Origin of the sequence: Undibacterium sp. SXout7W (assembly GCF_049339385.1) — a bacterium.
Classification (GTDB): domain Bacteria; phylum Pseudomonadota; class Gammaproteobacteria; order Burkholderiales; family Burkholderiaceae_D; genus Undibacterium.
In genome coordinates, this window is the sequence record NZ_JBMPPF010000016.1 from 84,446 (window position 1) to 97,608 (window position 13,163).

Sequence of the window (13,163 nt, forward strand, 5' to 3'; positions counted from 1 at the left end):
ATCTTCTCATGTCAAACTTCAGGCGTCGTGGAACAGGCACCGATTAAGATGAAAATGATCGAAACGCCCACCAGCCTTCACACCCAACCCATCAACGTTCAGCTTGAGCTTTTCGGGTTTGGCATCGCGCTCGCTACGTTGCTGACGATGGCAGTTTATCGCCCCCAATTCGCTTTGATTATTTTTTTTCCCTTGATACTGTCCTTTGCATGGCGACGGTATCGGGACTACAAACGCTACGGCGCGAATGGAAAACCTGCCGTCTCAGTGTCAAACCAAACGCTGTACATTGACAGACCAAACGACAGTCGCAGCGGCGTCGCCATCCCGCTTGAACAGTTGCGCCATGTGATCGTTTACGGCCCCAGATCGGGACGCATCTATCGCCTTATCAACGTCGGTGGAACATGCCAAGAAGTGAAGCCAGATTGGAACGAAACTCTGCACGGCAAAGTGTCTGATTTCTTAGTCCGCGCACTCCCTGGCAAAGTGTCCATTGAGGAACCACAGACGTTAATGGCATCGATTCGCGCAGATGGCCCGGAGACAAAAGTCTAGCCTAGGCCCGCACCTCTTCTAAATTGCTGACATCACTGGAATACTGAGACCAGCATCGCCCATCCATACCGTTTTTTGCCTGCTGAGGCCAAATATATACTGGGTGGAGTATATTTAAAACCCCTTTTTTTATTGAGAGATGAAGACGTTTTTGGCACATACCCCCTTTTTTTTTGCCAAAAATGGCATGATTTAAAGAGTGATGTAATTCTGTTTCCGCCTACGCCGGGCAATGTCAGATTCTGATTTTCTGGTTTGACGAAAAAGGGTAGCTTTGGCTGCCCTCTTTGCTGCCTGCCCGGTGCTGACACGATGCGTTTTGAGTTGATCCGATCTGCACTTTTTGTCGATTCAGTTATACCTGCTATTGATCAGGTATAACTAAAAACAATCAAGCACCATGCGGGTTTCAAAAGGATTGAAACAAATTGCATTTATTTTGGCAGTCAGTTATCTTTCAAAAATGAAAATTAAATCACGTTATGTGTCTCGATAATGAATGAACTTTTAGCCGAACTAAAAAAGGCTCACGAACTCGCCAGTCAGTTTTCTGGCGGTTATTCCGAGAGGTTCTTTGGGGCAGAGGAATTTGCAAAAGCATTAGACATAGCAGTCAGTGAACTTGAAAATGGTAACAACGTTGTTGTTGAAGACCTGTATCTTTGGTTTCTTCCTACTAGCGATTGGGATGATTTTATTAAACTAGAAGGGCTCGAACTTGGACAGCGAGTGTCAGATTTATTGGCCGAGTACCGTGCTAACACATAACAGGATGGTCGTCGGGGAATCGCCATTGACGATTTCTCTCTTTATTAATTTTATGGTGGCGGCGATCCCGACACCTAAGCGTTGGGCCCCTGTTCATTCCTTACCGCGACCGGCTTATCCATGAAGGAAATCTCATGAGCTACTACACCATTCTTGACCTTGCATGGGACGACTCGGACTACCCAAAGGGAAGCATCTCCGCCAAAGACATCACGGATGCGGCTACGCCCTATTTGGAAGCCAGTGGCTGGCACTCCGACGTCTTGAAAGACATTGAGTCCGCAACTCGAGGCTTCGGTTCGTCGGTGCCAGGCTTCAACGGCATTCCGGGTTTTGCGCTTATTGACATGCTCCAACACATTTCAAAGCTACTCCCCAATGTCACTTTCTTAGCACGCGGCCTTGGCGAAGAGTTTGGTGATATATGGCTTCGTCGGTTCCGCGACGGTGAGACGCTGGAAGCAGTCGGCCCCTTGGCCGAAGAAGGCTAAGAGCGGTCATCATGAACCCTAGCCCGTGGCCCAACCCGGCAGTCGAGCGGACCTGCGCGAAAAGCCGCGCAGGCCGCTCACTTCTACGGTTAGGCAAATACACGAATAGATATCGACTTGAGGAATATTCACGTTATGAGAGAAGCATTGAAAAGAAAGATTATCGAAGTCTGTGATAAGAAAATGGATAGTAAAGGCGAAAATGTTGGCCTGTCTTTTTATGCCTTCTTTGCAAATAAAAACGATGACCCCGAACTTCTTATGGAGGCAGCAAGATGGTGGATTGTGGAAAACAAGCTAGATCATTTTGAAAAAGCAAAAAAGATTAGGTTAATGGTTGAAGCAACTCTCTAAAAGGATTTTCGATTGCCTAACACTGCGGTCAAAGCCGCTCCCGCCGCGCAGCGCCCTTTACCTACAACGTTAGAGCACATGAAGAACATCCAAGTCATCGACGGTGCTATGAACTCCGTGTACGACATCTTCGCTGCAACGGAAGACGAGTTCTCTCTTATCTTCCCCGAAGGCCAAGATATCGCTTTCATTGATGAGGTTTTAGCTCGTGGTCCGAGGGAAAGTCTTGATGCAGCTTTTTCGGAAATTTGGAACCGCCGGCTTCCAAAAGCAGAAGTGATGGGAATACATGGGATTTTGTTTTATGAGCTTGAGCACAAAAAGCAGTATTACCCGACACGCAAAGATGAAGAGGCTATTAATCCCAATGGCTCTTTGCTTCGATAACGTGTGCTCTAACCCTTCGATCGAGTGGGACTGCGGAACTGGCGTAGCTGGTTTCCTCAAGCGCCCTTGCGCCGCAGCCCCTTACCTTCAACGTTAAATTTCGCAAGTAGAAATAGAGAGTGTCGAATGAAAACTGTGGGACTATTAGGTGGCATGAGCTGGGAGAGCACCGCGGGGTATTACAAAGCTATAAATGAAGGTGTCAAAAATAAACTAGGCGGTTTGCATTCCGCACAAATCGCAATGTTTAGCGTTGATTTTGAACCTATTGAAAAATTACAACATCAAGGTGACTGGGCAGGCACTGCACTTATCCTGTCAGACGCGGCTAGAAAAATTGAAGCTGCTGGCGCTGACTTTCTGTTAATTTGTACCAATACAATGCATAAGGTTGCACCACAAATTCAAGAAGCAATAAGAATTCCCATTCTTCACATAGCTGACGCTACTGCTGAGGTGCTTGTAAAGAATGGAATTAAAACGGTAGGTCTTCTTGGTACGGCTTTTACAATGGAACAAGAATTCTATAAGGGCAGGCTTTTAGAAAATTATGGTCTTGAAGTAATTATTCCAAATGCAACAGATCGAAAAATTGTGCATGCGGTTATATACAATGAATTATGCGTTGGTAAAATCTTACCAACCTCAAAAATTGAATATCTTAGAATTATTGCCGAACTTGCCAAAAGTGGCGCTGAGGCAGTAATTTTAGGCTGTACTGAAATCAGTATGTTGGTCTCGCAATCTGACACAACGATTACTCTTTACGACACTACGCAAATTCATGCTAATAAAGCAGTTGAAGAAATACTTTAACAAGTCGCTCAAGCACCACTCCGGCACTTCGTGCCTCCGTTGGCACAGTTTTTAAGTCGCAGTTTTGTGGTTTTGCTGCGCAAAAGTATTCCACAAAACCGCAACTTAAAAACTGCCGCTTAGTTCGGCATTTTCCAGTTGAAACTGCACACAAGCAGTCAGCACTGGGAAAATAGCAGCACAATTACGCCACGTTCCAGCGGTTTGAACACCGCTGATTTCCTCATTCATCAGCAGCACCCGCTCTGTCTCACCCCGCTCGTTTCGCCGCAATCGCATTGCCTGCGCGGCTGACGGCTTTGCGGCCGAGGTGGGTGGAGATGAATTGTCCGGCGTCGACTACGGCATTCAGATCAATGCCGGTGTGTATGCCTAATCCCTGCATCAGGAACAGCACGTCTTCGGTGGCGACATTGCCGGTGGCGCCTTTGGCGTAAGGGCAGCCGCCGAGGCCAGCGACGCTGGAATGGAAGATGCTGATGCCGACTTCCAGACTGGCGTAGATATTCGCCAGCGCCTGACCGTAGGTGTCATGAAAATGGCCGGATAAACTGTGCAACGGGAATTCCTGCGCGACGAGTTGCATCACGTGTTGCACCTGTCTTGCAGTACCAACGCCGATGGTGTCGGCGATGTCGATTTCATCGCAGCCCAGATCGCGCAAGCGGCGGACGACATCGGCCACGCTGGCTGGCGCGACTTCGCCCTGATATGGGCAGCCGAAAGCGCAGCTGATGGAGCCGCGCAAACGGATATTATTTTGCTTGGCCGCCAGCGCGACGTCGCGGAAACGTTCTATCGATTCTTCTATCGAGCAGTTGATATTTTTTTGCGCAAAGGCTTCGGAGGCAGAACTGAAAATCACGACTTCATCAGCACCGGCAGCGAGCGCGGCGTCGAAGCCTGTCATGTTCGGCGTCAGCACCGAATAAATCACGCCGGGTTTGCGGCTGATACCTGCCATGACTTCGGCAGACGTGGCCATCTGCGGCACCCATTTGGGCGACACGAATGAGGCGGCTTCGATGTTCGCGAAACCGGCGGCGGTGAGGCGATTGACGAGTTCGATTTTAATGTCGGCGGGGATGCTTTCTTTTTCGTTTTGCAAGCCGTCACGTGGGCCGACTTCAACGATGTTGACTTGTTGCGGTAATGATGTATTCATTTCAGTATCCTCGTTGTGGATCGACCAGACCAGTGATGGGCTGACCGGCCTGTAGTGCTTTTATTTTTGCAGCGATCTGACGCGCGCTGTCATCGCGCAGCGTCAATGCCGAAATATGCGGCGTGATATTGATGCGCGGCTCTTGCCAGAATGGATGCGTGACGGGCAGAGGTTCTTCGCGGAAGACATCCAGCGTGGCACCGGCGATGTGTTCCTGCTGTATCAGCGTCAGCAAATCTGCTTCGACCAGATGCGCACCACGCGCCACGTTGATCACGTAGGCGCCACGCGGCAATGCCGACAGCGTTGCGTGGTTCAGGATGTTTTCTGTTTCTGTGGTCAACGGCAAAATACAGACCAGAACGCGTGTCTGACTCAGGAAAGTATTGAGTCCGTCTGCACCAGAAAAACACGTCATGCCGGGAATATTTTTCTGCGTGCGGCTCCAGCCCAATACAGGAAAATCAAAATGCTGTAACGCTGCGGCGATACGGCTGCCCAACACGCCCATGCCTAGCACGCCAACAGAAAATGTCTGCTTGTCAAAGGGCTTTAAAAACCGCCATTGCTGCGCCTGATGTTGCACAGCATAGGCATCGAGACGGCGAAAATATCGCAATACAGCATGCGCAACAAATTCTGCCATCTGTATGCCCATTCCGGCATCATCCAGACGCACCACCGGCACGCCAGCGGGGAGTGCTTCTCCTAATTGCAAGATCGCATCAACGCCTGCGCCCAGATTAAAAATCGCTTTCAATTCTGTGCGTCCACGCAACATGGCGGCAGGCGGTTTCCATACCAATGCAACATCGGCAGGAGCATGATCGCCCTCCTGCCAGACACGGATGCTGGCATCGGGAATGGCTTGCTGTATTGATGTCAGCCAGGCATCGGGATTGGCACCAGCGGCATAAAACAAAATTTCCATTATGACTCCTTGAGCATCGTCAACACATGACGGTCATGTACGATCAGTAGCGGTGGGCAAATGACAGAGACAGATGGCGTTCACATTACGATGCTGTTGATCAACGATGATGATTATCACGTTATTGATTGCAACACGTATCTCATTGCGCATCTCATTGTGTCTATCAATATCGATGGCGAGATGGATTCAATACCGTCTTGAAACCATCATCGCCATCACGCTGATTAAGACTGTGCAAACGCCAGCAATTGCGCGCCTTCAGTCACCTGATCGCCAATCGCATACAGCACATCGTCGATCACGCCATCGTGCGGGGCGGAGATGGTGTGTTCCATTTTCATGGCCTCCATGATCAACAGCGCGTCGCCTTTTTTGACTTCCTGTGCTTTGGCAACCAACACCGCGACGATCTTGCCCGGCATCGGTGCGGTCAGGCGGCCGCCTTCGGCTTCGGTTTCACCGGCATGAGCAAGCGCGTCGCTGTAATGCAGATCGGTATGCACACCCTGGCTGAAGACGTGGAAATGTTCGCCATCGCGCACGACGGTGCCGCTGATGGTGCGGTCGGCGATTCTCAATACCAGATCGTTGCCGCCGCTACCACTCGCCGATGCGAGTTTGATCTCCACCACTCCACCATCCGTGTGTAATTTCCAGCCATCGGCCAGATACGTGACCTGCACTTTATGCTGGTGATGTTCTTCCGCGAACTGCAAGGCGCGCTGCATCAGGCTGTTCATGCGCCAGCCGTGGCTGCTCTGCCACGGGTCGCTGCCGCCAGACTTTTCTGATACCAGCAAAGACGCCACCGCCAGTGCGACCACATCCACAGATGCTGGCTTCGCTGGCGGGAACAGTTGTGCTTCGTTACGCGCAATCAGACCCGTATCCAGATCGGCGTTGGCAAAAGCATCGCTGTGTATCAGGCGCGACAGGAAGGCGATATTCGATGACAAACCAACGATCTGATATTGCGATAAAGCCTGTGCCATACGTGCCAATGCTTCGTTACGGTCTTTGCCCCAGACGATCATTTTGGCGATCATAGGATCGTAAAACGGCGAAATCGTATCGCCCTCGCGCACGCCGCTGTCGATGCGGAAGCCCGCTGGTTCTGCGCTGCCGCCGAGTTCAAAATTCACCGCCGCCGGGGTGCGCGCATGGCGCAAAGTTCCTATCGATGGCAGGAAACCTTTTTCCGGATTTTCTGCATACACGCGGGCTTCAATCGCATGGCCGTGTATCTGTAATTGTTCCTGTTGCAGCGGCAAGGCTTCACCTGCTGCCACGCGCAATTGCCACTCCACCAGATCGGTGCCGGTGATCATTTCTGTGACCGGATGTTCGACCTGCAAGCGGGTATTCATTTCCATGAAATAGAAAGAACCATCCTGATTCGCAATGAACTCGACCGTGCCCGCGCCGACATAACTAACCGCTTTCGCGGCAGCAACTGCCGCCTCACCCATTGCGGCGCGGCGCTCTGGCGTCATGCCGGGTGCCGGGGCTTCTTCCAATACTTTTTGATGGCGACGTTGCACCGAACAATCGCGTTCAAACAAATACACGCAATTGCCATGCGTATCGGCGAATACCTGAATCTCGATATGGCGCGGACGTTGCAGATATTTTTCTGCCAGCACTTTATCGTCACCAAAAGAATTGATCGCTTCGCGTTTGCACGATGCCAGCGCCTCTTTGAAATCCTTGCTGTGTTCGATCACGCGCATGCCCTTGCCACCGCCACCGGCGCTGGCTTTCAGCAAGACCGGATAACCGATGCGATCGGCTTCGTTCTGCAAGAAATCGGCATCCTGATTATCGCCATGATAGCCAGGCACCAGCGGCACATTGGCTTTTTCCATCAGCGATTTGGCGGCAGATTTGCTGCCCATCGCTTGAATTGCAGATGCTGGCGGGCCAATGAAGGCGATGCCATTTTTGGCGCAGGCTTCGGCGAATTCACTGTTCTCTGACAAAAATCCATAGCCCGGGTGAACCGCTTGCGCACCAGTTGCCAGCGCGACTTCAATGATTTTATCGGCGCGCAGATAACTTTCTTTGGCGGCAGCAGGACCAATCAGCACCGCTTCATCGCAAACAGCCACATGCTTGGCATTGGCGTCGGCTTCCGAATAGACGGCGACGGTTTTGATACCCATGCGGCGTGCAGTAGCAGCGACACGGCAGGCGATTTCGCCGCGATTGGCGATCAGGATTTTAGTGAACATGTCTCTTCGCTCTTAGTTATAGTGAATCGGAAATATCGTCTTTGCACAGACAGGATGGACGCGACCCGCATGACTTGTGATCAGTTGGCATCGCGTTGTAACCATCCGTTTTTTAATTGCAGCTACCCGCTTTTGCTTCGACTTTGCCACGGGTTTTCAAACCTAATTTGTCCAGCAAGACGCGATCATCAGCGGCTTCCGGATTTTCTGTCGTCAGCAATTTATCGCCGTAGAAAATCGAATTTGCACCAGCGAGGAAACACATCGCCTGCACCGCTTCGCCCATCTGACGGCGGCCTGCGGACAAGCGCACACGCGCTTTCGGCATGGTGATGCGGGCAACCGCGATCGTGCGCACAAATTCCAGCGGATCGAGCGGATCGAGGCCATGCAAAGGCGTGCCTTCAACCTGCACCAGATGATTGACCGGCACCGATTCCGGATACGGATTCAGATTCGCCAGTTGCGCGATCAGACCAGCGCGTTGACGGCGTGATTCGCCCATGCCGACGATGCCGCCACAGCAGACTTTCAGACCAGCGGTACGCACATGACCGAGCGTATCGAGGCGATCCTGATAGTCGCGGGTGGAAATCACATTGCTGTAAAACTCCGGCGCGGTATCGAGATTGTGGTTGTAGTAATCGAGACCGGCATCCGCCAGACGTTGTGCCTGTTCTTCTTTCAACATGCCCAGCGTGGCGCAGGTTTCCAGACCCATGGCTTTGACTTCGCGCACCATGGTTTCGACTTTTTCCATGTCGCGGTCTTTTGGTGAACGCCATGCCGCGCCCATGCAGAAACGGGTCGCGCCGTTTTCACGCGCGGCTTTGGCGGCATCCAGCACTTCGCGCACATCCAGCATTTTCTTCGCTTCTACGCCGGTGTCGTAACGCGCTGCCTGCGGGCAGTAACCGCAATCTTCTTCGCAGCCGCCGGTCTTGATCGACAGCAGCGTCGCCAGCTCCACATCGCCATCCGGAAAATTAGCGCGATGGGCGGTCTGTGCTTTGAACATCAGATCGTTGAACGGCAAGTCGAACAGCGCCAGCACATCATCGACCGGCCAGGTATCGGCTTCGATTTTTTTGACGGGAGCTTGAAACTGTACAGCTTGTTGCGGAGTGTCATTAGCGTGCATAAATCTTCCTTTACTTCAAAATTGTCAGATCAAGACAGGCGGCTGCGGCAGCAACCTGCTCTATGGCGTTGCCTGTCAGGCGAGGTATCTGGCCCAGCAGCGGTGCGCCGAGTCGCTGTTCCAGCGCAGCGACGTTGTCCTGCAAATACAGCATGTCAGGATTGACGGTATTGGCAATCCAGCCAGCAATGCGCAGGCCTCGGGCACGGATGGCTTCAGCAGTCAGCAGCGCGTGGCTGATGCAGCCGAGCCGCAAACCCACCACCAGTATCACTGGTAATGCCAGTTGTTGCGCCATGTCGGCGGTATCGTGTTCATCATCGAGCGGTACGCAAAAGCCACCTACGCCTTCCACGATCACGGCATCGCTCAGTGCGGTCGCCTGCTGATAGGTCGCCACAATCTGCGGCAGCGACATCGTGATGTGTTCATTACGGGCGACAATATGTGGTGCAGCGGGTGTCTGCATCAGATACGGACACACCAGAGTGCGGTCTGCCTGCACGCTGGAGGCAGCGATCAGGCTGTCCACATCTTCGTTATGCCAGATACCGTCATGTAATTCAGCACCGGAGGCAATCGGCTTCATGCCAAGACTGCGCAAACCCTGCTGTGCCAGTGCGTACAGCAAGGCGCTGCTGCACAGCGTCTTGCCGATTTCGGTATCGGTACCGGTGACAAAGAAATCAAGCGGGCGTGTTGATGTTGTAAATGATGTTGCCGGGTTCATCAGGCCACCTCCGCAAAACATTGCGCGACATGGCTCATCTGATCCAGACGATTAATCGCTTGCGTGAGTTGATGTACCTGAATGTCGCTATGCGCTGCAGACAATGTCACACGCAAACGTGCCGTGCCAGGTGCGACGGTCGGTGGGCGGATCGCGCCGACCCAGTAACCTTGATTCAACAAGTTACCAGCGATATTGAGCATCGCCGCATTCTCACCGATGACCACCGGCTGCACGGCAGTAACTGATGGCATCAGTTCCCACATTTGCAGATTCAGGCCGTGGCTGAACATCTTGATCAGTTTATTCAGATGTGCACGGCGTTCGCGGCCTTCATCACCGCTGATGATGTCGATGCTGGTCAGCAGCGCGTGTGCCAGTGCCGGTGCGGCAGCGGTGGTGTAAATGTAGGCACGCGCTTTCTGAATCAACCATTCGATCACGGTTTCATGCGCAGCAACAAAGGCGCCACCCACGCCCGCCGCCTTGCCCAGCGTGCCCATGTAGACCAGATTTGGCGATTGCAAACCAAAGTGTTCGAGCACGCCGCGACCGTTTTCACCGAGCACACCGAAGCCATGCGCGTCGTCAACGATCAGCCATGCATCGTATTGTTCACACAGCGCCAGCAAGGGCGGCAAATCGGCGATATTGCCATCCATGCTGAATACGCTGTCGGTCACCACCACACGTTTTTGCGCAGTACATTCCTGTAGCATTTTTTCCAGTGCGGCGTAATCCTTGTGCGGAAATACTTGAGCAGTGCCGCGTGCAAGACGCACGCCATCGATAATCGACGCATGGTTCAGTGCTTCTGAAAACACCGCTGCATCCTTACCTGCAAGCGCGGTGATCACTGCCTGATTCGCCATGTAGCCTGTGCAAAAATACAGCGCACGGGCATCGGCAATATCCGGTGCCATGAATTCAGCCAGACGTTGTTCCAGCGCAGCATGAGCGCGACTGTGACCACTGATCAGATGCGAAGCACCGCTACCTGCGCCATACAGACTGGCACCTTTTTGCAAGGCCTGTACCACCTGCGGATGCGTCGCCAGTCCCAGATAATCGTTGCTGCAAAAAGCGATGAGGTCTTTGCCATCGGCACGTAAATTGGCACCGTGTACGCTTTCCACCGTGCGGCGACGGCGGATCAGATGCTGGCTGTCGAGTTCTGCCAGCTCGTCCTGCAAGGCCTGTAACAAAGGCATTTTTTTTGCCACTGCCTGTGCAGTCTGTGCGTCGTTATTGCTGTGGTTATTGCTGTGGTTATTGCTGCGGGTATTGCTCTGTTTTTTGGTGTCACTCATGCCATGACCTCTTCAAATACGTTCATGGTTTTCTGTGCCAGTAACGCGATTTCATCATCGTTCAAAATATATGGCGGCATCAGATAGACACTGCGTCCTATCGGACGCATCAATAATTCTTGCTGTAATGCAGCGCTGAAAAAACGACGTGAAAATGTCGCTGCTTTTTCAGCGTCATCAACAATCGCATCAAACGCAAAAATCATCCCTTGCTGGCGCACATGCCGCACGCGCGGGTCATCGTGCAACGGTGCAAACGCATCAGCAAACATCTGTGCTTTGCGGCGGTTCTGCGCCAGCACATCGTCCTCTGCAAAAATCGCCAGCGTCGCTAGTGCCGCACGGCAGGCCAGCGGATTGCCTGTATACGAATGCGAGTGCAAAAAGCCGCGCCGTACATCCGCATCGTAAAACGACTGATAAACAGCATCGGTCGTCATCACCAGACTCAAAGGCAGATAACCGCCGCTGATGCCTTTCGACAGACATAAAAAATCGGGCCAGATCTGTGCCGATTCACAGGCAAAGAAAGTGCCGGTGCGGCCACAGCCAACGGCAATTTCATCGGCGATCAGATGCACATGGTATTGGTCGCACAATTCGCGCAGACGGCGCAGATACACAGGGTCATGCATCGCCATGCCAGTAGCACATTGCACCAGCGGCTCGATAATCACTGCAGCAATCTTGCCTTCGCGCTGCTGCAACACGCGTTCCAGATCGGCGGCGGCACGCAATGCCACATCAGCAGCGCTTTCGCCTTCCTGCGCCAGACGCGCATCCGGCGAAGCGACCACATGTGCCCGTTGTAACATAGGGCCATACGCTTCGCGGAACAGGCTGACATCGGTAACAGCCAGCGCACCGACGGTTTCACCGTGATAGCTGCCTTGGATGCAGATGAATTCCTGTTTGTCGGTCTGCCCACGATTACGCCACGAATGAAAACTCATCTTCAACGCAATCTCGACAGCCGATGCGCCATCGGAGGCGTAAAAGCAATGACCAAGCTGGTGGCTGGTCAATGCGGCTAATTTTTCCGATAATTCGATCACCGGCGTATGCGTAAAGCCCGCCAGCATCGCATGTTCCAGCTGATCGAGCTGATCCTTGAGTGCGGCATTGATGCGTGGATTGGCGTGACCAAACAGATTCACCCACCATGAGCTGATGGCATCCAGATACCGCTTGCCTTCCATATCGTATAACCATGCACCGCGCCCGTGACTGACCGGAATCAGAGGAACCGTTTCATGGTGCTGCATCTGGGTACACGGATGCCAGACATGTTGCAGGCTGCGTGCGACCCAGTCATTTCTTGTATTCAAATTAACTCCAGACGGCTGACGAAGGCGCCTATTTTATGCGACTTTTCACAGGCTCCCGGTTTCGGAGCCACAGAGCGCCGCTGGCAGAAGATGATGCCATCAGCGAATCTGTACCAGACGCGGTTCAGCTTAACCATGCTGGCTTACGTTTTTCCAGGAAAGAACGCACGCCCTCGCGCCCTTCATCAGAAGCGCGTATCTGCGCAATACCTTCCACGGTGGCGGCGATCAGTTCCGGCGTCAGCTCACGGCTGGCGACGTCCTGTACCAACAGCTTTGCCTGACGCACGGCATTCGGGCTGTTCGATACCAGCGCTTTGACGATTCCCGCCACAGTGTCATTCAGCGCCTCTGCCGTTGCCACTTCATGCACAAAGCCGATACGCTGCGCCTCTGTCGCGCTGAAACGCTCGGCTGTGATGAAATAGCGCCGCGCTGCACTCTCGCCCATGGCCTTGATCACATACGGTGAAATCGTTGCCGGAATCAGACCGAGCTTCACTTCACTGAGGCAGTAATTCGCGCTATCCACACTGACCGCAATATCGCATGCGGCCACCAGCCCCATGCCACCGGCATAGCAATCGCCCTGTACTTTGGCCACCACCGGCTTGCTGCAACGATAAATCGCCGCCAGCATGGCTGCCAATTGCCCGGCATCGGCAAGATTTTCGGCATGCGTGTAATCCGCCATCTTCTTCATCCAGTTCAGATCAGCACCGGCACAAAACGCCAGACCGTTCGCTGCCAGCACAATGGCGCGCACAGCCGCGTCCGCATCGAGCGCCTGAAACACCTCGGTGATTTCGGCAATCGTGGTTTCATTGAACGCATTGCGCACATCGGGACGATTCAGTGTCACCGTGGCGACACGCTGATCAACAGCGATGGTCAGCGTCTGCAAGGATTCATTATTGATTGTCATTCTTACTGCCTCCAGTGCTCTGTCA

Annotated in this window: 14 protein-coding genes; 6 read left to right on the top strand and 8 right to left on the bottom strand. The window is 52.9% G+C overall.

Annotated elements, in window-relative coordinates; all coding sequences use genetic code 11:
• Positions 1-48: 48 nt before the first annotated feature.
• The 6 genes from ACO0LB_RS15050 to ACO0LB_RS15075 all read left to right on the top strand — a co-directional run bounded on the left by ACO0LB_RS15050 (position 49) and on the right by ACO0LB_RS15075 (position 3,374).
• Positions 49-558, top strand: coding sequence for a hypothetical protein (locus ACO0LB_RS15050; RefSeq protein WP_423050465.1), 510 nt, complete (start codon positions 49-51; stop codon positions 556-558).
• A 495-nt stretch (positions 559-1,053) separates the two neighbouring features.
• Entirely contained in the window at positions 1,054-1,326 is a 273-nt protein-coding gene (locus ACO0LB_RS15055) for a hypothetical protein (RefSeq protein WP_423050467.1), read from the top strand.
• Positions 1,327-1,460: 134 nt separating this feature from the next.
• Positions 1,461-1,817, top strand: coding sequence for a hypothetical protein (locus ACO0LB_RS15060; protein ID WP_423050469.1), 357 nt, complete (start codon positions 1,461-1,463; stop codon positions 1,815-1,817).
• 135 nt (positions 1,818-1,952) lie between these two features.
• Entirely contained in the window at positions 1,953-2,171 is a 219-nt protein-coding gene (locus tag ACO0LB_RS15065) for a DUF6500 family protein (RefSeq protein ID WP_423050471.1), read from the top strand.
• A 12-nt stretch (positions 2,172-2,183) separates the two neighbouring features.
• A complete protein-coding gene (locus ACO0LB_RS15070) occupies positions 2,184-2,558 on the top strand; it encodes a hypothetical protein (protein WP_423050473.1) in 375 nt (124 codons plus the stop codon).
• Between the two features lie 126 nt (positions 2,559-2,684).
• A complete protein-coding gene (locus ACO0LB_RS15075) occupies positions 2,685-3,374 on the top strand; it encodes an aspartate/glutamate racemase family protein (protein WP_423050475.1) in 690 nt (229 codons plus the stop codon).
• Positions 3,375-3,624: 250 nt separating this feature from the next.
• On the opposite strand, the gene ACO0LB_RS15080 is transcribed toward ACO0LB_RS15075, so the two are convergent.
• The 8 genes from ACO0LB_RS15080 to ACO0LB_RS15115 form a co-directional block, all read right to left on the bottom strand.
• Positions 3,625-4,539: a hydroxymethylglutaryl-CoA lyase gene (locus tag ACO0LB_RS15080; RefSeq protein WP_423050477.1), complete on the bottom strand. Its 915-nt coding sequence runs from the start codon at positions 4,537-4,539 to the stop codon at positions 3,625-3,627.
• A gap of 1 nt (position 4,540) precedes the next feature.
• Positions 4,541-5,470: a 2-hydroxyacid dehydrogenase gene (locus ACO0LB_RS15085; RefSeq protein WP_423050479.1), complete on the bottom strand. Its 930-nt coding sequence runs from the start codon at positions 5,468-5,470 to the stop codon at positions 4,541-4,543.
• Between the two features lie 227 nt (positions 5,471-5,697).
• Positions 5,698-7,704 (bottom strand): acetyl/propionyl/methylcrotonyl-CoA carboxylase subunit alpha, encoded by a 2,007-nt coding sequence (locus ACO0LB_RS15090; protein WP_423050481.1) that lies wholly within the window; start codon positions 7,702-7,704, stop codon positions 5,698-5,700.
• A gap of 112 nt (positions 7,705-7,816) precedes the next feature.
• Positions 7,817-8,845, bottom strand: a complete 1,029-nt coding sequence (gene bioB, locus ACO0LB_RS15095; RefSeq protein ID WP_423050483.1) for a biotin synthase BioB — start codon at positions 8,843-8,845, stop codon at positions 7,817-7,819.
• 10 nt (positions 8,846-8,855) lie between these two features.
• The gene (gene bioD / locus ACO0LB_RS15100; RefSeq protein ID WP_423050485.1) at positions 8,856-9,575 is read right to left on the bottom strand and encodes a dethiobiotin synthase; all 720 of its coding nucleotides are present in this window, start codon (positions 9,573-9,575) and stop codon (positions 8,856-8,858) included.
• Positions 9,575-10,786, bottom strand: a complete 1,212-nt coding sequence (gene bioF, locus ACO0LB_RS15105) for an 8-amino-7-oxononanoate synthase (RefSeq protein ID WP_423050547.1) — start codon at positions 10,784-10,786, stop codon at positions 9,575-9,577. Before bioF ends, bioD begins: the two co-directional genes overlap by 1 nt.
• A gap of 95 nt (positions 10,787-10,881) precedes the next feature.
• Positions 10,882-12,213 carry an adenosylmethionine--8-amino-7-oxononanoate transaminase gene (gene bioA, locus ACO0LB_RS15110; RefSeq protein ID WP_423050487.1) on the bottom strand — a complete coding sequence of 444 codons (1,332 nt, stop codon included), beginning with the start codon at positions 12,211-12,213 and terminating at the stop codon, positions 10,882-10,884.
• A gap of 124 nt (positions 12,214-12,337) precedes the next feature.
• Entirely contained in the window at positions 12,338-13,138 is an 801-nt protein-coding gene (locus tag ACO0LB_RS15115; RefSeq protein WP_423050489.1) for an enoyl-CoA hydratase/isomerase family protein, read from the bottom strand.
• Positions 13,139-13,163 lie beyond the last annotated feature (25 nt).